Annotated in this window: 24 protein-coding genes and 2 pseudogenes; all 26 read right to left on the bottom strand. The window is 49.0% G+C overall.

Going from position 1 to position 20,639, the window contains the following annotated elements; genetic code table 11:
- Position 1 precedes the first annotated feature (1 nt).
- Entirely contained in the window at positions 2-1,111 is a 1,110-nt protein-coding gene (flhB, locus tag TY10_RS03125; RefSeq protein ID WP_042160558.1) for a flagellar biosynthesis protein FlhB, read from the bottom strand.
- Between the two features lie 13 nt (positions 1,112-1,124).
- Positions 1,125-1,917, bottom strand: a pseudogene (fliR, locus tag TY10_RS03120) (flagellar biosynthetic protein FliR).
- 16 nt (positions 1,918-1,933) lie between these two features.
- Positions 1,934-2,202: pseudogene (gene fliQ / locus TY10_RS03115) on the bottom strand (flagellar biosynthesis protein FliQ).
- A 21-nt stretch (positions 2,203-2,223) separates the two neighbouring features.
- Positions 2,224-2,928: a flagellar type III secretion system pore protein FliP gene (gene fliP, locus TY10_RS03110; protein ID WP_042160557.1), complete on the bottom strand. Its 705-nt coding sequence runs from the start codon at positions 2,926-2,928 to the stop codon at positions 2,224-2,226.
- Positions 2,929-2,965: 37 nt separating this feature from the next.
- Entirely contained in the window at positions 2,966-3,571 is a 606-nt protein-coding gene (locus TY10_RS03105) for a FliO/MopB family protein (RefSeq protein ID WP_052350324.1), read from the bottom strand.
- A 45-nt stretch (positions 3,572-3,616) separates the two neighbouring features.
- Positions 3,617-3,979 carry a response regulator gene (locus tag TY10_RS03100; protein ID WP_042160489.1) on the bottom strand — a complete coding sequence of 121 codons (363 nt, stop codon included), beginning with the start codon at positions 3,977-3,979 and terminating at the stop codon, positions 3,617-3,619.
- Between the two features lie 21 nt (positions 3,980-4,000).
- Positions 4,001-5,221 carry a flagellar motor switch phosphatase FliY gene (fliY, locus tag TY10_RS03095; protein ID WP_042160487.1) on the bottom strand — a complete coding sequence of 407 codons (1,221 nt, stop codon included), beginning with the start codon at positions 5,219-5,221 and terminating at the stop codon, positions 4,001-4,003.
- Complete coding sequence (gene fliM / locus TY10_RS03090; RefSeq protein ID WP_042160485.1) at positions 5,211-6,212, bottom strand: flagellar motor switch protein FliM; 1,002 nt, start codon at positions 6,210-6,212, stop codon at positions 5,211-5,213. The genes fliY and fliM overlap by 11 nt, the downstream gene beginning before the upstream one ends.
- 38 nt (positions 6,213-6,250) lie before the next feature.
- Positions 6,251-6,718, bottom strand: a complete 468-nt coding sequence (locus tag TY10_RS03085) for a flagellar basal body-associated FliL family protein (protein ID WP_042160484.1) — start codon at positions 6,716-6,718, stop codon at positions 6,251-6,253.
- 2 nt (positions 6,719-6,720) lie between these two features.
- Positions 6,721-6,942: a flagellar FlbD family protein gene (locus TY10_RS03080; RefSeq protein WP_042160482.1), complete on the bottom strand. Its 222-nt coding sequence runs from the start codon at positions 6,940-6,942 to the stop codon at positions 6,721-6,723.
- A 66-nt stretch (positions 6,943-7,008) separates the two neighbouring features.
- Positions 7,009-7,824, bottom strand: coding sequence for a flagellar basal body rod protein FlgG (gene flgG, locus TY10_RS03075; RefSeq protein ID WP_042160480.1), 816 nt, complete (start codon positions 7,822-7,824; stop codon positions 7,009-7,011).
- A gap of 104 nt (positions 7,825-7,928) precedes the next feature.
- Complete coding sequence (locus tag TY10_RS03070; protein WP_042160478.1) at positions 7,929-8,297, bottom strand: TIGR02530 family flagellar biosynthesis protein; 369 nt, start codon at positions 8,295-8,297, stop codon at positions 7,929-7,931.
- On the bottom strand, positions 8,294-8,803 hold the full coding sequence (gene flgD / locus TY10_RS03065; RefSeq protein WP_052350323.1) for a flagellar hook assembly protein FlgD: 510 nt from the start codon (positions 8,801-8,803) through the stop codon (positions 8,294-8,296). The genes TY10_RS03070 and flgD overlap by 4 nt, the downstream gene beginning before the upstream one ends.
- A gap of 46 nt (positions 8,804-8,849) precedes the next feature.
- Positions 8,850-10,211 carry a flagellar hook-length control protein FliK gene (locus tag TY10_RS03060; RefSeq protein ID WP_042160474.1) on the bottom strand — a complete coding sequence of 454 codons (1,362 nt, stop codon included), beginning with the start codon at positions 10,209-10,211 and terminating at the stop codon, positions 8,850-8,852.
- A 29-nt stretch (positions 10,212-10,240) separates the two neighbouring features.
- The gene (locus tag TY10_RS03055) at positions 10,241-11,152 is read right to left on the bottom strand and encodes a MotE family protein (protein WP_042160472.1); all 912 of its coding nucleotides are present in this window, start codon (positions 11,150-11,152) and stop codon (positions 10,241-10,243) included.
- Positions 11,153-11,190: 38 nt separating this feature from the next.
- A complete protein-coding gene (gene fliJ / locus TY10_RS03050) occupies positions 11,191-11,637 on the bottom strand; it encodes a flagellar export protein FliJ (protein ID WP_042160469.1) in 447 nt (148 codons plus the stop codon).
- A gap of 7 nt (positions 11,638-11,644) precedes the next feature.
- Positions 11,645-12,970 (bottom strand): flagellar protein export ATPase FliI, encoded by a 1,326-nt coding sequence (fliI, locus tag TY10_RS03045; RefSeq protein WP_042160467.1) that lies wholly within the window; start codon positions 12,968-12,970, stop codon positions 11,645-11,647.
- Positions 12,957-13,790, bottom strand: coding sequence for a FliH/SctL family protein (locus TY10_RS03040; protein WP_042160465.1), 834 nt, complete (start codon positions 13,788-13,790; stop codon positions 12,957-12,959). Before TY10_RS03040 ends, fliI begins: the two co-directional genes overlap by 14 nt.
- On the bottom strand, positions 13,783-14,796 hold the full coding sequence (gene fliG, locus TY10_RS03035) for a flagellar motor switch protein FliG (protein ID WP_042160463.1): 1,014 nt from the start codon (positions 14,794-14,796) through the stop codon (positions 13,783-13,785). The genes TY10_RS03040 and fliG overlap by 8 nt, the downstream gene beginning before the upstream one ends.
- 11 nt (positions 14,797-14,807) lie before the next feature.
- Complete coding sequence (fliF, locus tag TY10_RS03030) at positions 14,808-16,376, bottom strand: flagellar basal-body MS-ring/collar protein FliF (protein WP_042160462.1); 1,569 nt, start codon at positions 16,374-16,376, stop codon at positions 14,808-14,810.
- Between the two features lie 39 nt (positions 16,377-16,415).
- Positions 16,416-16,724 (bottom strand): flagellar hook-basal body complex protein FliE, encoded by a 309-nt coding sequence (gene fliE, locus TY10_RS03025; RefSeq protein ID WP_042160460.1) that lies wholly within the window; start codon positions 16,722-16,724, stop codon positions 16,416-16,418.
- Between the two features lie 27 nt (positions 16,725-16,751).
- Positions 16,752-17,201: a flagellar basal body rod protein FlgC gene (gene flgC, locus TY10_RS03020; protein WP_042160459.1), complete on the bottom strand. Its 450-nt coding sequence runs from the start codon at positions 17,199-17,201 to the stop codon at positions 16,752-16,754.
- Between the two features lie 2 nt (positions 17,202-17,203).
- Positions 17,204-17,617 (bottom strand): flagellar basal body rod protein FlgB, encoded by a 414-nt coding sequence (gene flgB, locus TY10_RS03015; protein ID WP_042160457.1) that lies wholly within the window; start codon positions 17,615-17,617, stop codon positions 17,204-17,206.
- A gap of 226 nt (positions 17,618-17,843) precedes the next feature.
- Positions 17,844-18,614 (bottom strand): GTP-sensing pleiotropic transcriptional regulator CodY, encoded by a 771-nt coding sequence (codY, locus tag TY10_RS03010; RefSeq protein ID WP_042160454.1) that lies wholly within the window; start codon positions 18,612-18,614, stop codon positions 17,844-17,846.
- A gap of 30 nt (positions 18,615-18,644) precedes the next feature.
- Positions 18,645-20,045 (bottom strand): ATP-dependent protease ATPase subunit HslU, encoded by a 1,401-nt coding sequence (gene hslU / locus TY10_RS03005; protein WP_042160452.1) that lies wholly within the window; start codon positions 20,043-20,045, stop codon positions 18,645-18,647.
- An 18-nt stretch (positions 20,046-20,063) separates the two neighbouring features.
- Positions 20,064-20,612 (bottom strand): ATP-dependent protease subunit HslV, encoded by a 549-nt coding sequence (hslV, locus tag TY10_RS03000; protein WP_042160450.1) that lies wholly within the window; start codon positions 20,610-20,612, stop codon positions 20,064-20,066.
- Positions 20,613-20,639 lie beyond the last annotated feature (27 nt).

Genomic DNA, 20,639 nt, shown 5'->3' with positions numbered 1-20,639 from the left:
CTCATCCCTTTCGGTTTTGATGATTTACTCGGCCTTTCAACTTATATACGTGCGCAAGCACTTCCGCCACAGCCTGGAACAGGTCCGCAGGTATGGAATCTCCGATGTCTGCCCGTTCGTACAGCGCTCTGGCCAGCGGCTTATTTTCCATCGTTATGACGCCATGCTCCTTCGCAACCTCTCGGATTTTAAGCGCGATATGGTCCATCCCTTTGGCGATAATGAGCGGCGCTTCCATCTTAGTAGCGTCGTACTGCAGAGCAATGGCAAAGTGCGTCGGGTTCGTAATGACGACATCCGCCTTCGGAACCTCCTGCATCATCCGCTGCATCGCCATCCGGCGCTGCCTCTCGCGAATTTTGCCTTTAATTAAGGGATCGCCCTCTACTTTTTTGTGTTCGTCTTTAATGTCTTGCTTGGACATCCGCAAGTTTTTGGCGTGCTCGTATCGCTGATACATATAATCGAGCAAAGCCACTACAACTAGAACGGCGCCAATCTTAATACCGAGATTAACCGTCAGTCCGGCTGCAAAATTAAAAATTTGTTCAATCGATAAATGCGGCAGTAATAGAATACGATTCCATTGCCCCGCAATCGTCTGATAGACGAGAAGTCCGATAATGAGCAATTTCGTAATGCTCTTCGCAAACTCAACCAATGATCTTGCAGAAAAAATTTGTTTAAACCCGTTATAAGGATTCAGCTTGCTGAACTTTGGCTTCAGCGGGTCACCCGTCAATAGAAAGCCAAACTGCAATACATTTCCGACTATTGCGACGATAACGGCTATCGCAAAAATAGGAGCCAGAATCAAAATCAAGTCGAGCGTCAGTTCCTTGAACAGAATACGAACATTTCCTTCTGACAACTCCATTGTCAGCTGGTCATTGAATAAATGCTCGAACATAACCATGATACGCTCTTTGAAATAACCGCCAATCATGGCGAATCCCGCGAACACGAACAACAGAATGAAAGAGCTGGGCAGCTCAGCCGATTTGGATACCTGCCCCTTCTTTCTTGCGTCCTGCGTCTTTTTCGGCGTCGCCTTTTCCGTCTTTTCTTGGCTGAATAGCTGCAAGTCGAGCTTCAAGCGGTACGTTCGCACGGCTGCAGCCTCCTTATTGGCCTTCGGCTTGCTGTACGATGCCAAACAACTGCTCCAGGTTGTCGAATAGAATTGCGAACAGCTTATCGAATAAAACCGCCATCCCAGGCATGAGCAGGATCAAAACAAACAAACCAATAATAATTTTGAGCGGTATCCCGATAACAAATACGTTATATTGCGGTGCTGTCTTCGCTAGAAAGCCAAGACCAGCATCCGTCAAGAACATAGATACGGTAAGCGGGGCAGCAATTTGAAGCGCAAGCATGAATGTATGCCCTACCGCCTTAGTTAGAAATTCCGTAATGCTGCCTTCATATAGCCTGCCAAACAGCTCGTTGTCCAGCGGTATCCATTGATAGCTGTCCATCAATGCCGTTAGCAGGTAATGATGGCCGTTCATTATCAGAAAAATCATAATGAGCAGCATATACTTGAAATTGCCGAGCAGCGGCGCGGATGTTCCTGTCATGGGATCGACGACGTTTGCCATCGCAAAACCAATCTGAAGATCCATGAGCGCACCTGCCGTCTGTACAACGGTAAAGAACAGATAAACTATGTATCCTATGAGAAGTCCTACCAATACCTCTCTGAAAATAAATAAAATATATTGCGCATCTGGTACGACAGTCTGCTTCATCCCATATGTCAGAAAGACGATAAAAGAAATAAAGAAGCCTAGACCAATCTTAAAAGCACTCGGCACACCTTTCATGGAAAACCAGCGGTGCGACGACGAAAAAAGCCGTAATTCGACAAAAGATTAACAAAAAAATAGGAAAGCTTTGCACGAACAGATCCATCTCTTCGATTCACAGCCTATCCGATGTATTTATATAAATTATTCAGCAGATTGTAAGTGAAATCGACGATCGTATTTAAGATCCAGGGACCAAATACAATAATGGATAAAAAACCGCTACGATTTTGGGCACAAAGGCTAACGTCTGCTCCTGAATTTGCGTAGTCGCTTGAAAGACACTGACGATCAATCCGACGACTAGTGCAATCACAAGCATTGGTGCGCTGGCTTTCAAAATCGTATAAAGGGCTTGTCCCGCCAAACCGATAATGAAATCAGCACTCATGGCATGTTCCTCCCGTCTTCGTCATGGATTGAAGCTGAGCAGCAGCGATTTGACGATTAAGTACCACCCATCCACAAGCACGAATAAGAGCAGCTTGAACGGAAGTGAAATCATGACTGGCGGCAGCATCATCATCCCCATCGCCATTAATGTGCTGGCAACGATCATGTCGATGACAAGGAATGGAATAAAGATCATAAACCCCATTTGAAAAGCGGTTTTCAGCTCGCTGATCGCATACGCGGGAACGAGTACCGTTATCGGAATATCCTCGAATGATTCCGGCTTCTCCGCCTTGGTGTAATTCATGAATAGCAGCAGATCTTTCTCTCGCGTATGGGAGAACATAAACTTCTTCATCGGAACTGCGGCCGCCTCCAGTGCTTGTGTCTGCGACACTTCACCCTTGAGATAGGGCTGAAGGGCTACTTCATTCACTTGCGATAGAGTTGGCGCCATAATAAAGAAGGTAAGAAACATCGCCAGGCCGATCAACACTTGGTTCGGCGGCATTTGCTGCGTGCCGAGCGAAGTCCGGACAAAGCCGAGGACAATTACGATTCTCGTAAAGCTGGTCATCAGAACGAGAATAGCCGGGGCTACACTCAATACTGTTATTAGAAGCAATATCGATAATGCGCTCGTTCCCGGTTGTTCTCCTCCGTTGCCAAAATTGATCTCGACATTGGGCAGCGGCTCCGCGAATGCATGCGGTTGAAGCAGCATCGCGGCAAGCTGTACGGCGACGATCGATATCCACCATTTATTTTTCATTGTCATCCATCAACCGTTCATTAGGTTTATCGTCTTTAAGCAACGACTCCAACTGCTGTTTACGGTCCGCTTGACGATTCAGTTTGTCGTTCAGCATCGCCTGGAAAGACGTAGAGTCGGTATTCCATTGTCCTTCCGGGGACTCTGCTTCCGTACCGCGCTTGCGGAATCGGCTGAGAACCTCCGACACCGAACCGCCGGACCAACTGCCGGAAGATTGACGCTCAAGCGCGGCGATAATTTGCTGCGCCTGTTCACCAGACTCTACTTTGTCTAGCAGCGTAACGTTCTCGCCAACTCCGACGATGTAAAGCCGGCCTGCAAGCTCAACGACCTGAAGGGAGTTGTTTTGTCCCAGTGCAACGCCTCCGAGCGAACGAAGCGAACGATTCGTGCCCCACACCCGGCTCTTCTGGGACAAAAACTTCATAACAACGACTATTAAGCCGATAACTAGAAATAAAGATATAACGACCCAAATCATGCTGCCGGTCAAATTGCCTGAATCGGAGAAAGCCGGTTTCCCGCTGTCCCCATTCAATTCGCTTGCCGCTGCGTATGCAGGCCAAACCGCGATGCCTGCTGCCGAGAGCATGGATAATTTTGCGCTTATTCCCCTAATTAGCATACCGGTAAACCGTTAGCCGAGCGTTTTCTTAATCGCTTCGATAACGCGGTCTGCTTGGAAAGGTTTCACGATGAAATCTTTCGCACCCGCTTGAATGGCGTCAATAACCATCGCTTGCTGCCCCATTGCCGAACACATAATAACCTTCGCATTAGCATCCAGCTTTTTAATTTCCTTCAATGCAGAGATACCGTCCATTTCCGGCATCGTAATGTCCATCGTAATCAAGTCTGGCTTCAGTTCCTTGAATTTCTCCACCGCCTGCGCGCCATCTTGCGCTTCTCCGACGACTTCGTAGCCGTTCTTGGATAAAATGTCTCGGATCATCATGCGCATAAAAGCTGCGTCGTCTACGATTAGAATGCGGTTTGCCATCTTTTTTTTCCTCCTAGGGTGTTATTGTAATTTTTGAATTCGGTCCCATTGGCTTACAATATCGGTTACGCGTACGCCAAAGTTTTCATCGATAACGACAACCTCGCCTTTAGCAATCAGCTTATTGTTCACGAGAATGTCGACAGGTTCACCGGCCAGCTTGTCCAGCTCGATAATCGATCCTTGGGACAATTCCAATATATCCTTAATTTGCTTCTGGGTCCTTCCTAATTCTACGGTAACCTTTAGCGGTATGTCGAGCAATAAATTAAGGTTTGTTTCATCTGTATTTACGTATGGCTGCTGGTTAAAATTGGCGAATTGTACGGGTTGTACATTTACGCCCCGATTCATCGGATCTCCATACGTTTGCGGACCTTGCGGCTGAGCCGGCATTTCGTAGTACGAAGGCGGCTGTTGCATTTGAGAAGCTGCTGCCGCTTGCATATGCCCTTGTGTATGAGCTGCTGGGGCTTGCTGTTGTGCAACTGGCTGTTGCGGCGACGGCGGCGCTGCGGCCGGTGCTGGTGCACTTGCTGGCTCCTCTGCTCCTCCGCCCATTAACGTTGACACCATTTGCTTCGCGAAGGATACAGGCAGCAATTGCATAATCGTCGAATCAATGAGATCACCAATCATCAGCCTGAACGAAATTTTTATGAAGATATCAACCGGCGGCAATTGGCCCATGCCATCCCCGCTGTCGACATCGAGAATGTCAATGCCTGGAGGCGAAATGTTGACGAAGCGGTTGAAAATGGTAGACATCGATGTAGCCGAAGAGCCCATCATTTGGTTCATCGCTTCCTGCACTGCGCTAATATGTATTTCATTCAATTCCTGAGCCGTAACTTCGCCTTCTCCGCCCAGCATGAGGTCCGCTATGACTTGAGCATCCTTCGTCTTAATGACGAGCGAATTGATGCCTTCAAACCCGTCTACATATTGCACGCTAACGGCAACATGCGGCTTCGGAAACTCGTCAGACAACTGGTCTCTCCGGATAAAAGTAACTTCCGGCGTCGTAATGTCGACTTTTTTACCAAGCAGCGTAGATAGAGCTGTTGCCGCACTGCCAAACGTAATATTGCCGATCTCGCCAAGCGCATCCTGTTCAATCGAGGTCAGAAAGTCTGACAGCACCGCATTTTCAGCGACAGGCTGCTCCGTCTCCGACTCGCCGGATGACTGCTTCAACAACGCATCTATTTCTTCCTGGGACAAATAATCTTTACTCGTCATATTCCTCTTCCGCTCCTTCGTTGACAACTTGATCCACTTGAACGGCTAACCGATCTTTGACCGAGCCGGGACTGCCGATAAATTTCAACTTGTCGCCTACCTTAATTTGCAAGCCTTTGTTGATCGGCTTATGAAGCGAAATGACATCACCGACGGACAAACTGAGAAACTCCTGAATCGTAATCGAAGATTCTCCAAGCTCGGCGACTATCGGCAGCTTAGCCTTGCTGACACGCTGCTCCAGCATTTCCACTTCTTCCGGTATGCGCTCCTTTTTCTGCGACACGAACCAGTGGTGGGCCGAGAGGCGAGGCATAATGGGTTCAATGACAACATGCGGGATACACAGGTTGATCATCCCGGTTGTATCTCCGATTTTAGTGCTAAGCGATATCAGTGCGATCGTCTCGTTAGGTGAAACAATTTGCATGAACTGCGGGTTCGTCTCCAGGGCCTCCATGCGAGGCGAAATGTCGATGACCGTCTTCCACGCCTCCTGCAAGCTTTCGAACGTACGGCTGAAAATCCGCTCCATTACGATCGTCTCTATCTCCGTCAAGTTGTTAATCTTCGACGGGGCTGTGCCTTGTCCGCCAAGCAAGCGGTCAAGCATCGCATAGGCGACGTTAGGGTGAACCTCAAGCACCATTCTTCCTTCGAGCGGCTCGGCTTCGAAAATATTAAGAATTGTCATTTTCGGAATCGAGCGTATAAACTCGTCATAAGGAAGCTGCTCGACTTGAACTACACTAATTTGCACGAACGTGCGAAGCTGTGCTGAGAAATAGGTAGTTAAATATCGCGCGAAGTTTTCGTGGATGCGGGTCAAGCTGCGAATATGGTCCTTCGAGAAACGAACAGCGCGCTTGAAATCATATACCCGTACTTTCTTCGTCACTTCTTCTTTTTTCAGATCATCCGCATCCATCTCACCAGATGACAATGCGGCAAGCAGCGCGTCTATTTCATTTTGCGATAAAACATCAACCAAATCTCTCACCCCCTTCAAGGAATGTCGGCATCAAGTTTCTAAATCTGCGTAATAATAAAGTCAGTAATTTCAACCTTAACCAGCTTTTTGCCTTCTGGCAAAATCGGATTGATCAGGTTTAGAAGCTTCGATTCCAGCATGTCCTCGCCTTTGGAGCCCCTCAGTTCATCCGCTGTCATGTCTGCTATCGTACGATTGATTATCGGCTTTATCTCAATCTCCATCAGCTTGTCGAAATCTTCTTTCGTTTTTTTGCTGTCCAGTTGGAAAGCAAAGCTGATTTTCACAACATAGTCTGCATCCAGCAGATTTCGTGTGAAGCCCTTCAGCTCGGAAGTCACTTCAACCCGCTTATCTGCACTTAATTGCTTGACGACAACCGGTTTGTTGGCATTCGCATCCGGGCCGTTTTCATTAAAGAATGATTTAAACAAAATGATACATACAATTGCGATAAGCGTAATGGCCAGCAATGTAGTAACTAACCATGGCAACATTTTTTTCATGTCTATGGACCCTCCGTTTGTTCGCTCTTATGGGTCGCCGCGTATACGCCGATCGTTCGAAGATAACTCTGTACGAGCAGCAGAAGATCGGACGCGCTTTCCGCCACTATGATTTTTTTGCCTGTCGTCAGCGAAATGATCGTATCAGGCGTCTCTTCTACCAATTCAATAAGAAGAGCATTAATCATGACTTTCGTGCCATTCAAACGAGTTACAGTAATCATAAGCTGCCCCCTTCACATACCGGGGAGGCTTCCGCCTCCCTCCGGTTATGGTCTAGCTAAGCGCGATTAGCGCTTCAGGTTTACAACTTCCTGCAAAATTTCATCCGATGTTGTAATAATCCGGGAATTGGCTTGGAAACCCCGCTGCGCTACGATCATCTCCGTAAATTCGGCAGTAAGATCGACGTTGGACATTTCCAATTGACCAGCGATGATGGCCCCAGTACCAAGCTCTGGATCATTTGCGGTCATAAATTCAAATTCGCCATCCGGATTCGCGTTAGCCGTAACTTGATACAAGTTGCCGCCCATTTTGAGCAAGCCGCTTGGATTGGTCACTTTAACGACACCCAGCTGCGCGACGACTTCCGTACCATCCGCAGTCACACCCAAGATCGAGCCGTCTTGTCCGATCGAGAATGAGGTGTATTCTGGAGGAATCGTGATTGGCGCGCCGCCACTGTCAAGAACAAACAAACCTTCAGCCGTAACCAGCTGTCTGTTCGCATCTGGCGTAAAGTTGCCTGCACGGGTCAGATAAACGGGTTGTCCGTCTGGACTTGGAGATACTGCGAAAAAGCCGTCGCCGTCGATACGCAGATCCGTCGGTTGATTCGTTGTCATCGCACTTCCCGGCGTATGCACGGTATCGATCGAAGCGATCGACACGCCAAGGCCGATTTGACGGGCGTTAACACCTGCTTGCTCACCTTCCGCAGAAGCTGTAACACCAGCCGTCGTTTGGCTCATAATATCGCTGAACATGACGCGGCTACCTTTAAAGCCAACCGTATTGACGTTTGCAATGTTATTGCCGATTACGTCAAGCTTCGTTTGAAAGCCACGCATACCGGATACACCGGAGTACATCGATCTAAGCATTTTTTTGTATTCCTCCTAATTAAATAGTAGATACATTATTCATGGGACTGCTTCAATCGGTCGGCAGCCACCAGGCCCCCTTATCGGTCCAGCCCGTTTCTTGCTTAGTTAAGAATAACTGCGCTGTCTATTTGCGTGAATACATTACTATGAAGCTGATTGCCGTCCATGGCAGTTACAACCGTTCGGCTTGGCACGTTCACAATCATCGCAATATCTTTCATAACGATAAGAGAATCTACTGCGCCTTTCGATTCCGCCTCTTCCACCGCATTCAATATTTTCGTCAATGATTCCGGTTGAAGCTGGATGCCGCGCTGCTTCATGCGTACCTCAGCATGATGACTGAAATTAAGCACCTTGGCATTCAGCATATCGCGGAATTCCGAAGACGGATTCGGCTTTGCTGCTGCTTTGGACTGCTGCATTAATTTCACTGGCATGATATGCCCAATTTTTACGCTGTCGCTCACGGTGTATCAGCCCCTTCCGAGGATGACTCCGAATCCTTGCCGTTCTCCGAATCGCCTTTATCTTCACCCGTCTCCGAGATGGAAACCAAATGATCGAGAAGCACCATCGAATCGTCGCTGAATTTGGCATATTGCTTGCCGTCCGAGAGGACAACGGAATTCACGATACCTTTTGCCAACACAGACTGACCCTGATCATTCATTTCGTACCATTCCACCGTTTTACCGATCAGATTCGATGCCGTTCCAAGGTTCTGACGCAGCAGCCCGAGCTGTGTCGACATATTCGTCAATTGCTCCACCGAAGTGAATTGGGCCATTTGCGCGATAAACTCTTTGTCTTGCATCGGCTGCATCGGATCCTGATTCGCCAGCTGTGTAACCAGGATTTTCAGAAAATCATCCTTGCCCAGCGTCTGGTTTGGCTCCCGCTTGGCCGCGTTCTGCACATTCTTCGCACTATAGTTCGGCCACACGGCAGTTGGACCAATGTTGTTATTCGCCACATCGCTCACCTCCATCCTACTTGCGCATCGATTGATATTCAGTTGATTATGCCGTTACGTTCACTGCCCGGCCAAAGCCGAGATCCTGAATGGCAATCTGTTCAGCAACTTCACTCTCAAAGCCAGCATCGTCAGATATCCGGTCACCTTTGGATTTGTTCTGTCCTGCAAAATTTTGCTGTGCTGTCCCTTGGCCATGCTGGCCGCCGGCCAGTTGAGCTGCGTGTTGTCCCTGCGTAACCTCCAGCTTGTCAACTGATAAGCCTTGCGCCTGCAGAGCTGCACGCAATTGTGCCATTTGATTGTCCAGCACGTCTTTGGCCGACACCGTATCCGTATGGAAGACGGCAGTCAATTGACCGTTTTGCATTGTAATCCGGACGTCGACTTGACCAAGCTGCTCCGGGAACAGTTGAATTTTCGCTTCCGTTTTGCCGCCGTTCAAGATGCTGATATCCAGCTTTTGAACGAATTGTGACATTGTCTCTGCGAATTGATCTGCCGCAACGTAAGGCTGAAGCAGTGCTCTCGCCGCTGGATGCTGGGCTGCTGTACGGAGAACATCTCCAAATACCGCTCCGCTTGGCACTACCGCTCCTTGCTCTTCTGTTCCAGCAGGGAAACTATCGTTCATGCTGTCAGATGCAGTTTCTTCAACTGCTGCAAGCATTACAGAAGGATGAACCGACTGCTGGGTCAAACGCTGCAGCAAAGCTGCCGATGTCGCTGTTGACTGCGTAACGACTGGAGCTGCAAGCTGCTCTCCATCCGCTTTAACAGCTGCTTGATCCTTTGCAGCAATATTGCCTTTCTGCTTCTGCAGCAGCTCCTGCAGCGCTTGAAGCTGTTGACCGATTAATTGTGTCGGTTCCTGCTGCTGAATTTGTTTCAGCGAGCCGTCTTGTACGGCAGCTTGAAGCTGCAGCAGCGAATCCTGCAGTTGAAGCTTCACAGCCGAAGCCGGGTTTTGACCCGTGTCCGAATCGGCTTGTCCGCCATCTTGTACTTGAGCCAGAGTCAACGCTGGAATGCCGAGCAAAGCCAGCAAAGCATTAAACTGATCCAGTACCGAACCCAGCTCTTTTGCCGCTTCATCGCTCCCGGCATCTGCTTCCTGCTCTTCCCCTGTGTCTAGCTCGCCAATTAGGGCATCCAGCATCGACAGTAAATCTCTGGTTTCCTCAGCGCCAATTGTTAACGCGCCGCCACCACCTAGACTTGCTCCAAGGAACACTGCTGCAGGGTCAACTGAGGCCGAACCGCTAGAGGCTTTTGACGAACCGCCGTTCATCTGGTATACCAGCGCTTGCTGAAAGCCTGCGGCACCGCCCGCCTTCGTTTGTCCTGCTCCGCTTGTTGACGCTGCTGCGCCCCCATTAGCGGGTATAGAAGCCATGATCATATCCATTTTTTCACCTCCTCTCGATTGAGAAGCTGTTATTTTCCTGTCATTAGCTTCGATACGAGCTGAGCTGTCAATTTCTCATTAATGCCTGACATCCCGGCTACAATAGCCGAACGTGTATTATCGTCGACCCCGTTCAATATCCGCAGCACTTTACTTGGACTTACATCCGCCATCGAAATAAGCAATTGCGCCGCGCTTTTTGGATCCATCGCTGAGAACGTTGCGTTTAACTGCGCCGTATCAAGCGTTGAAGAAGGTTGTTTTGTCGCATTTGCTGCCGCTTTCGCTTTTTTCAGCTCTGCTTGCAGGGCTGCGATTTGCCGGTCTTTTGCAGGAACGGTATCCTTCAGCATAACCGTCGCATCTGCTGCCGTTTGCGGGTTCATTTTTTCCATTACCCGTACCCGGTCATCCGGACGCATCGCTTCCAGAACGAGTACCATATCCTCCAGCGTCATAGCTTGCAAAATCGGTGCCGCTTTACTTGGCGTAATTTTGCCGTACATGCCGGCCAGCTCCTGAATTTTGGCTTGATACTGCTCATCCTCAAGCCCTTTTTTCTCTGAAGCTTTTGTTAATTGATCTAGCTCGGTCTGCAGATTTTTCAATTCCTGCTCTTGAGCTGTTTTTTGCTGTGCGGTTTGAGCCAGCTCATTCTCTTTCTCCGTCAACTGGGCTTGAAGATCTTCGATTTTACGGCCCATGTTGTCCGATTTGATCTCCTCATCGTCTGCCCCGCCGGTCGATGGCTTCGCTTCAGGAAGCACATTCCGAAGTACAGGAATCGAATTACCCAGTTTAAGCATCGAATTGCGCATGTCGGCATTGTACAAAATGTACACGACACCGATGAGCACGACGACAAACAGAATCGGAGTTACGAAAAACATCATTCGCTCAAAACCGTTATAGCTCTCTTTCTCCATATCCGCATTCGCCATTCCAATCACTCCCTCTAGCCTTGCGCTGCAGCTTAAGTTTACGTCGCCGATGCGATGTAGCGAACGGTCGCCATCTCATCCAGCTCATACTGTTCCTTCAGCTGCGTCGCGTACCGGAACCGTTCATGCTCATGCTCTTTCGCTTTCATCCATACCTTCTCATCCTTCATTCGGTCAGCAAGCAGCGAGCGGTTGCTGTCCACACGCATTTGCGCGCGTCTTATATCCCTGAGCTTGCTTTCGATGCAGCTGTCCAGAAATTCCAGATAATGCTGCAGTATTTGCAGCTCCGATAAAGATACGGCCGTCTGCGATGTTTCCATCAGGCTCGCTTCCCACTCTGCACGTTTTGTCCGCAGCTCGGAGAGCGACAGCTCTTCGATTTGCAGTTCGCCGATTGCGGAGGAAAGCAGCCATTCCGCTTGCGTCTTCTCGCTCGTCTTTAAGTCGACGATTTTTTGATAGGAATAACGAAAGGATGCCATTTACGGTTCAACTCCTGTAAAATTCGGTCATTAATCGGTTCTGCGTTTCTTCAAGACTGACTTTTTCATTCGTTTTTTGCCTTGTGAATCCGTTGATCGCATCGATATTATCAATAGCCAGATCAATTTCTTGATTGGAACCGCGCTGGTACGCCCCAATATTAATGAGATCTTCCGAACCTTTATAAATAGAAAGAAGTCGTTTTAATTGATTGGCTGCATCCTGCTGCTCTTCCGTTACGATCTCCTTCATAACACGGCTGATGGAAGCCAGAACGTCGATTGCCGGAAAATGACCCTTATTGGCCAATTGGCGGCTAAGTACGATATGTCCGTCCAAGATGCCTCGAACGGCGTCCGCAATCGGTTCATTCATATCGTCTCCGTCAACGAGCACAGTATAGAACGCGGTAATCGATCCCGTTGGACCGGTTCCCGCCCGTTCCAGCAGCTTAGGCAAGTTCGCAAATACAGAAGGCGTGTAACCTCGTGTTGCTGGCGGCTCGCCTATTGCTAATCCGACCTCACGCTGCGCCATGGCATACCGGGTTACGGAATCCATCATCAGCATGACGTTCAACCCGCGATCGCGGAAATATTCAGCAATCGAAGTTGCAAGCAATGCACCTTTAATCCGAATCAATGCCGGCTGGTCCGATGTGGCGACAACGACAACCGAACGGGCTAGACCTTCTGGTCCAAGATCTTTCTCGATAAACTCAAGCACCTCACGGCCCCGTTCGCCGATTAATGCAATCACGTTGACATCAGCTGAAGTATTGCGGGCAATCATGCCGAGCAGCGTACTTTTACCAACGCCAGAGCCTGCAAAAATACCGACCCGTTGGCCTTGTCCAACTGTTAGCAAGCCGTCGATCGCTCTAACACCGATTCCGAGCGGCTCCACAACGCGCGGGCGCATCAGCGGATTACTTGGCTCGTTATGTGTAGAGTAATGCTGCATCCGGCTTGGAAGGAATGAACCGTCCAACGGTTGCCCAAGACCATCCAGAACTTTACCTAACAGCTCAGAACCGACTTGTACAGTAAGAGGCTTGCCTGTACCAACAACATCGCAGCCCGGGCTTATCGCATGCAGATCGCCAAGCGGCATTAGAATGACTTTATTGTCGCGGAATCCGACAACTTCGGCCTTGATCGGCTTAGTTGCCTTCGACGGGTATATGTAGCAAACATCGCCGATGCTTGCATCCGGTCCTTCAGACTCAACGGTCAGCCCGATGACTTGCGTCACCTTGCCGTTTACGCGGACAGGATCGATGGGAGCTAAATGCTCGACATATTTGGAAGCGTCCAGCTTACTCGCGCTCATCCTGCAATCCACGCTCCTCGCTGCTTTGATGAGCCAGTTGAATGAGCTCGCGCTTAATTTCAGAAAGCTGTGTATCGATTCTCGCATCGATGCTGCCAAAGGCGGAACGGATTACACATCCGGCATCTTTAACCGTTGAATCCGGCAATATTTGAAGCTCGGCCTGCGAGTCGATTGCGAGATTCAGCTCTTCTCTTGCAGCTTGTACGAATGCCAATTGTTCCGGCGATACGCAAAGCGTAATAACGCCTTGTTCCCGCCGTCTGGACAATGACTTTCGGATAAGATCCATTGCAAGATCCGGAGCATCGGCCAATTTCTGGCCAATGATCTTCTCAGCAATCGCGCAGCTAAGCTCGACTAGAAACGGCTCCGCCTCTTGAATAATTTGCTCGCGCATATCGTACGAGGTTTTCAGAATCGAGGCCGCTTCCGCCAGCCGCTGCTCCCATTGCTGCCTGACATCAGCTTCGGCCTGACTGCCGCCTTCCGAATAGCCATGCTGATAACCGGATTCCTTCGAAGCTTGCGATGCTTCCTCGTCAGCTAACCGTTTTTCAAGCCACCAGGCATCGATTTGGGTCTCTGCTTCAGCAAGCAGCTGCTCGCTTTGCTTTGCGGCTTCACGGATTCTTTCCTCTGCGAATGTCTGAGCATCTGTAAGAATCTGATCACGCAGTGAAATGGTCTCTTCGTCCGGACCGGCCGGTTTTTCGTCGCCTATGTCCTCTTGGGCTGGTGCCGCATATTGATTGTGCCAGAGCAGCTCTTTGAATTGATCGACCGAAACGACGCTGTTCGATTTGATGAGATTAGACAATGATATCGTCTCCTCCGCCGCGAGCTATAATAATCTCGCCGGATTCTTCCAGTCTGCGAATAGTAGCGACGATACGGGTCTGTGCTTCTTCGACATCGCGCAGTCGGACAGGACCCATGAACTCCATTTCTTCCTTGAACGATTCTGCCATCCGTTTGGACATGTTGCGGAAAATCGCTTCGCGAACTTCCTCGCTCGCCACTTTGAGCGCAAGCTGAAGATCGGCATTTTCGATATCGCGGATGATCCGTTGAATCGAGCGGTTGTCGATATTGACAATGTCTTCGAAGACGAACATCCGTTTTTTGATTTCTTCAGCAAGCTCGGGATCTTGAATCTCCAGAGCGTCGAGAATCGTACGTTCCGTACCACGGTCGACGCCATTCAATATTTGAACGATGGAATCAATGCCGCCTGCATTCGTGTAATCTTGCGTAACGGTCGCTGAAAGCTTCTGTTCCAATACCCGCTCAACCTGTCCGATGACTTCCGGCGAGGTGCTGTCCATCAAAGCAATTCTGCGCGCAACATCCGCCTGCTTCTCTTGCGGAAGCGAGGACAAAATATGCGAGGATTGCTCCGATTGCAAATACGAGAGCACCAGTGCAATCGTCTGGGAATTTTCGTTTTGGATAAAGTTCAATATTTGAGTCGGCTCTGCCTTGCGGGCAAAGTCGAACGGCCGTACTTGCAGCGTGGCAGTCAGACGGTTGATAACCTCAACTGCTTTTTGCTCGCCCAGCGCTTTCTCCAAAATATCTTTGGCGTACGAAATGCCGCCTTGCGTAATGTATTCCTGAGCCAAGCAAATTTGGTGGAATTCGCTAATAATCGTTTCCCGTTCGCTGCTGTCGATTTTGCGTACATTGGCTATCTCAAGCGTAAGCTGCTCAATTTCCTCTTCCCGCAAATGCTTGAAGATTTGTGCCGAAACTTCCGGTCCCAATGTAATTAACAGAATCGCCGCCTTTTGCCGGCCGGATAAACCGTTTGCTGCTTTCGCCATTTATGCCACCTCTATTCTTCCACAAGCCAGGAGCGAAGAAGATTAACGAATTCTTCCGGTTTGCGTTTGGCCAGTGTTTCAAGATTTTTACGAGCTTGGCTTTCTTGGCTAACATCCATATCCAGCGATGGATATTCGACTTTGATCGGTTCATCGGCAACAAGCTCCTCTTGAGCCGCATTTTTTCTGCGTCTTCGAACGAGCATAACTGCAAGTGCGCCAATAATCGCCAGCGCCGCGGCGCCGATTCCGATTGCCCAGCCTGTGGACAAGCCGCTTACAGAATTGTTTCCGCCATTTACAGCAAAATTTTGCGAAATTACTGCAACTTTTTTGCCGATTAATAAGTCATCATTAACATCCTGTCCCGAATTGGCCAGCTGTGCACGGACAACTGAAGTCAGGTATGAAGTTACGCTCGCGAGCGATTGTTCGTTCAGCTTGCCTTCCTCAACACCAATGCTAATGGACAAATCCTTAATTTGATAAGGAGCGGATTCGATCAGATTGTTAATCCGGTTTACATCGTAATTTGTAATACGCGAGCTTTGCTCGGATTCGGAATTGCCGCTGCCTTGTGCAGCATTGTAACCAGGTACATCCGTTTCACCCGTACCAGCTACACCGCCTGCTTGCGAATTTCCGTTCGTCGAGCTGTTCGTATTTGTTTCTTCGCTAATGATGATGCCGTTATTATTGTTGTTCTCAAGCGGCTTAACCAGCTGCTCTTCGGATTTCTTCTTGTCGAAGTTAAAGCTGCTTGCCACGCTGATTACGAGATTGTCGCCTAACAGCGGACCTAGAAACTGCTGAATGTTTTTCTTCAATTCCGATTCATATTTGCGTTGAATTTGAAATTGTGTTTCAGCTGCTTCTGTCGCGCCGGCTGCAATGCCGTTCGTTGCCGAGGACAGCAGCTCGCCTTGCGGACTCGTAATGGTAATGTTCTCAATAGCCAGCTTTGGAATCGCCGTCTTCACCAGATTGTAATAGCCGTCGATTTCCTTTTGGCTGGGACGGTATCCCGCCGTAAAGTTCATCATGATGGAAGCCGATGCTTGATCTTTGTCTTCCGGAGTGAGAAACACCGTTTCCTCCGGCAAATTGACCAGCACTTTGGAGCTTTCCACGCCCTGCATGCCGTTCAGAAGCTGCTGGACTTCGCCATTCAACGCGTTCAAATATTTAACGTTGAATTCATTGTCTGTCGTGCCGAATGTCGATGAGCCCTCCGAAAAGGCCCCAAAACCCATGGAGCCGTTTTTAACCAGCCCCTGTGAGCCGACGTCCACTTTGACCCGTGAAGCGACCGCGCTTGGAACCGAAATACTTTTACCGTTAGGGCTCAACTGATAAGTAATGCCGCCGCTGTCCAAATAATTCATAACGGCAGCCGAATCCGTCGCATCCAAATTTGTAAATGCAACTTCGTAATCTGTTCTTGTGAATATGTAAGTCAGCAAGATGATGGACAATACTAGTACACCAATCGATGCCCCCAGCCAAATTTTTTGTTTTTTACCCATCTGACCCCAAAACTGTGTTAGCCTCTGGCGTGCTTGGGCGAATCTTTCGTTCACATCGTCACCTCACCCGAATGGTTTACGTCTAGTTCACAGCTACACTTGCATCCGCATTATCTCTTGATATGCTTCAATCATTTTGTTGCGAATTTGCGAGGTAAGCTGCAGGCTGAGCTGCGCTTGTTCAGATGCGACGAGTACTTGGGATACATCGGCTTCTCCGATTAAAAACTTGTCGTTCATGTTATGTACGTTCTTGATCTGCGAGTCTACGCCATTGATGGCTTGCTGCAGATATTGACCAAAGGACTGCGTTAACTCCGCCGGCGTGGCCTGTTTCGGCTGGGCTGCTTCCAGCAGCTTGGATACGGGTTGGACTTGATTTAGCTGAAGAGGTTGGATCATGTTAAGACCTCCGCGATTCTAGTTAGATTATTTGCCGATCTCAAGCGCTTTGACGAACATCGCCTTCGACGCGTTTAATGCCGTTATGTTTGCTTCGTACATGCGGGTTGCCGATATCATGTCCACCATCTCTTTCGCAACGTCGACGTTCGGCATACTTACGTAGCCGTTCGCGTCTGCATCGGGATGCGTAGGATTGTAGACGAGCTTGCTCGGTGTCTGATCCTCGATAATCCGGGTTGCTCTTACGCCTTGCGAACTATTGGATCCATTCAATTGGCCGTTTAATAGTTCAGCGAAATTTTGCTGCGCTGGCTCCAGAACGACCATTTTACGCTTATATGGGACAAATTGCCCATTCACATAGGAAGCGCGAGTCGTTTCTGAATTGGCGATATTGGAGGAAATGACGTCCATCCGAAGTCTCTGCGCAGTCAGAGCGGAGGCACTGGCATCAAAACTATTAGAAATTCTCATTTTTAAATCCTCCCTTCGATTCCAATGCGCATCATCTTCGCATCATGACTGATTTGCTGAATATAGAAGTTGTAACTTAGTTGGTTTTTGGCAAGCAACGACATTTCTCTGTCGATATCGACATTATTTTCGTTATTGTTCATTTTCGTCAGTTGGTCTGTCGACAATTGTGCTGTTGGCATCGATGTGCCTACCCCTATCGGGATATGTCTAGCGTTGGTGCGCTTTCCGGCAAGTTTGCCGGGTGACTGTTGACCCATCTGATCTTTCAGCAACTGCTCGAACATAACCTCGGACCGCTTGTAGCCTGGCGTTTCTGCGTTGGCAATGTTGTTAGCCAAAACCGTTTGACGCATTTCCGCCGCGTTAACCGCTCCCTCCAACCGTTGAAATGATGCTCCGTTCAACAAATTCACGCTGTATTCACCACTTTCGATTTGAAGATGTCACTTAGACGTATTCAACAGAATGTCTACCATTCCTTCTTTCTTCGACACATAATTATGAAAAAAATGAGACGAAGCTGTCGAGATTTGCCGACAAGTTAATATTCACCAATTACCTAAATTATTACAATAAGAAAAAAGCCCTATCTTTGGTGAAAGATAGGGCTTTAGTGGTGGGATATTACGAAATTTCTTATTAAGATTTTATTTTTTCCAGTTCCTGTAACAGCTGGTGATTTAGAATTTTGATGTAGGTACCTTTCATGCCAAGCGATCTCGTCTCAATAACGCCTGCGCTTTCCAGCTTGCGAAGCGCGTTTACGATGACAGAACGTGTAATTCCGACACGATCAGCAATTTTAGAGGCAACCAAAAGTCCCTCTTTCCCTTCCAATTCTTCGAAGATATGTTCGACAGCTTCCAGTTCACTGAAAGAAAGGGAACCGATCGCTACCGATACAACAGCCCGGCTCCGAACCTCTTGTTCCACCTCATCCGCACGCTCCCGCAATATTTCCATTCCGACAATCGTAGATCCATACTCCGCAAGCACTAGATCATCATCGTCAAAAGGTCCGTTTTGCCGGGTTAATACGAGCGTACCAAGTCTGTCTCCCCCGCCTGTAATCGGGACTACCGTCATAATTTCCTGCTGTCCCAGCGTTGGAAACGCTTCGTAAACGCCATTATCCGGCTGAACATTCGTTACCGATTCCTGCATGTCCAAAAAAAGGACATTGCTAGGCTGAGGGAAACGAAGCTCATCTGCCGACATTGATCGTAAAGAATCATGATCATAAGCGTTTACTGCCGCGCAGCCCAGCACCTTGCCTTTGCGGCTGACGACGAATACGTTCGTCTGAATTGTGCTGCTAAGCACCTCCGCCATCTCCCGGAAATTAACCGCCTTGCCGGCTGCTCGCTGGAGCAACCGGTTCAGCGTTCTTGTTTTTGTAAGTAAAGTCATTTTACTACTGCCTCCCAAAGCTCATACCAACTACAATATATATTGACTTAAATCGCGGTTTTGCGCAATGCCTCCGACTTTTTCTCGCACATATTCAGGCGTGATCGTCATCTGATCCAGCGTAATGTCAGGCGCTTCGAACGATAAATCCTCCAGAAGCTTCTCAAGAATCGTGTGAAGTCTGCGTGCACCGATATTTTCCGTGTTGCGATTCACGTCCGCTGCAATGGATGCCAGCTCCTTAATCGCATCGTCCGAGAACTCAATCGTAATGCCTTCCGTTTGCAGCAATGCCGCATATTGCTTTGTTAAAGCGTTTTTCGGTTCTTTCAAAATGCTGACGAAATCGTCAAGACTGAGTGAAGTCAGCTCCACACGAATCGGGAAACGTCCCTGAAGCTCCGGAATAAGGTCCGAAGGCTTGGAAACGTGAAAAGCGCCTGCCGCAATGAATAAAATATAGTCCGTTTTTACCGGACCGTACTTCGTCATGACGGTAGAACCCTCTACAATCGGCAAAATGTCACGCTGCACGCCTTCTCTTGACACATCGGGACCTGAACCTCTTGACGGGCTGGCGATTTTGTCTATCTCATCTATGAAAATGATGCCGGATTGCTCTGCGCGCGTTACCGATTCCGCAATCACTTCATCCATATTGATTAATTTATTCGCTTCTTCCTGAATAAGCAATTTACGTGCTTCCTTGACAGGCAGCTTCCGCTTCTTTGTCTTCTTCGGAAGCAATTGGCCAAACAGCTCCTGCATATTCATGCCCATGCCTTCCGGTCCTTGACCACCCAGCATATCCAGCATATTCGGCGCAGCATCCTCAACCTCGACCTCGACAACCTCGTTTTCAAGCTTGCCTGCAGCCAGATCTTCTTTAATCTGCGAGCGCTTTGCGACAATCGCTTGGTCCTGTTCCGGTTCCTCGACAGGCTCTTTCTCCTGGTTCTGATTGCCGAACAGCATTTCAAACGGGTTTTTGCCGCTTTTTTCTTTTACTTTCGAAGGGACAAGCAGGTGCACCAGACGCTCATTCGCCTGCTTTTCCGCTTTGTCCTTTACCTGTTCCGTACGTTCAGCTTTGACCATCCGGATAGCGGTCTCAATCAGGTCACGCACCATGGACTCTACATCGCGGCCGACATAGCCGACTTCCGTGAACTTCGTCGCTTCTAGCTTCACGAATGGCGCTTTAACCAGCTTGGCGAGCCGGCGGGCAATTTCCGTCTTCCCGACGCCAGTAGGCCCGATCATAAGAATGTTCTTCGGCACAATTTCATCCCGGATATTTTCTTCCAGCATGCTTCTCCGATACCGGTTCCGCAGCGCAATCGCCACAGAACGCTTTGCTTGCTTTTGGCCGACAATATATTTATCCAGTTCCGCAACGATTTGCCGCGGTGTCATCGCATCATTCGCCATCTCTGATCTCCTCCGCTCTTATGAACCGATTTCTTCGACAATGATATTATGATTCGTATAAACGCAAATATCGGCAGCCACTTCAAGCGATGCTTTGGCGATATCTTTCGCATCCATATGCGGAGCGTGCTTTTGCAGCGCTCTTGCTGCAGATAGAGCGTAATTGCCGCCAGAGCCGATAGCGAGAATGCCGTCGTCCGGTTCGATAATTTCACCATTGCCTGAAATAAGCAAGAGCCCTGTCGTATCCATGACGAGCATCAGCGCTTCCAGCTTGCGCAGGATGCGATCCGAACGCCAGTCCTTGGCGAGCTCCACGGCTGCACGCTGCAAGTTGCCGTGATGCTCCTCGAGCTTCGCTTCGAACTTCTCGAAGAGCGTAATCGCGTCGGCGACGGAGCCCGCGAAGCCGGCAATAACTTGACCGCGGTACAAGCGGCGTACCTTCTTCGCTTTGTTCTTCATCACGACGCTGTTGCCGAAGGTCACCTGACCGTCACCCGCTATAGCGCCCTTCCCTTCATGCCGCACGGCGCATATCGTCGTTGCGTGAAATTCCATCTCCATCTTCCGCACCTCCATGATTTTGGCTTG

Origin of the sequence: Paenibacillus gorillae (assembly GCF_000513275.1) — a bacterium.
Taxonomy (GTDB): Bacteria; Bacillota; Bacilli; order Paenibacillales; family Paenibacillaceae; genus Pristimantibacillus; species Pristimantibacillus gorillae.
This window is presented reverse-complemented; position numbering and strand designations above follow the sequence as displayed.

Bases quoted from the DNA above. Each gene is read 5' to 3' on its own strand.
- hslV (WP_042160450.1), bottom strand. From the start codon at position 20,612: ATGGAGATGGAATTTCACGCAACGACGATATGCGCCGTGCGGCATGAA.
- fliE (WP_042160460.1), bottom strand. From the start codon at position 16,724: ATGATCCAACCTCTTCAGCTAAATCAAGTCCAACCCGTATCCAAGCTG.
- TY10_RS03055 (WP_042160472.1), bottom strand. From the start codon at position 11,152: ATGGCGAATGCGGATATGGAGAAAGAGAGCTATAACGGTTTTGAGCGA.
- TY10_RS03085 (WP_042160484.1), bottom strand. From the start codon at position 6,718: ATGAAAAAAATGTTGCCATGGTTAGTTACTACATTGCTGGCCATTACG.
- TY10_RS03080 (WP_042160482.1), bottom strand. From the start codon at position 6,942: ATGATTACTGTAACTCGTTTGAATGGCACGAAAGTCATGATTAATGCT.
- TY10_RS03060 (WP_042160474.1), bottom strand. From the start codon at position 10,211: ATGGATATGATCATGGCTTCTATACCCGCTAATGGGGGCGCAGCAGCG.
- flgC (WP_042160459.1), bottom strand. From the start codon at position 17,201: ATGAGAATTTCTAATAGTTTTGATGCCAGTGCCTCCGCTCTGACTGCG.
- fliP (WP_042160557.1), bottom strand. From the start codon at position 2,928: ATGCTGCTTCAACCGCATGCATTCGCGGAGCCGCTGCCCAATGTCGAG.
- flgG (WP_042160480.1), bottom strand. From the start codon at position 7,824: ATGCTTAGATCGATGTACTCCGGTGTATCCGGTATGCGTGGCTTTCAA.
- fliI (WP_042160467.1), bottom strand. From the start codon at position 12,970: ATGAGCGCGAGTAAGCTGGACGCTTCCAAATATGTCGAGCATTTAGCT.
- fliG (WP_042160463.1), bottom strand. From the start codon at position 14,796: ATGGCGAAAGCAGCAAACGGTTTATCCGGCCGGCAAAAGGCGGCGATT.
- fliY (WP_042160487.1), bottom strand. From the start codon at position 5,221: ATGACGAGTAAAGATTATTTGTCCCAGGAAGAAATAGATGCGTTGTTG.
- fliJ (WP_042160469.1), bottom strand. From the start codon at position 11,637: ATGGCATCCTTTCGTTATTCCTATCAAAAAATCGTCGACTTAAAGACG.
- codY (WP_042160454.1), bottom strand. From the start codon at position 18,614: ATGACTTTACTTACAAAAACAAGAACGCTGAACCGGTTGCTCCAGCGA.
- TY10_RS03100 (WP_042160489.1), bottom strand. From the start codon at position 3,979: ATGGCAAACCGCATTCTAATCGTAGACGACGCAGCTTTTATGCGCATG.
- hslU (WP_042160452.1), bottom strand. From the start codon at position 20,045: ATGGCGAATGATGCGATGACACCGCGGCAAATCGTTGCGGAACTGGAT.
- TY10_RS03105 (WP_052350324.1), bottom strand. From the start codon at position 3,571: ATGCTCTCGGCAGCAGGCATCGCGGTTTGGCCTGCATACGCAGCGGCA.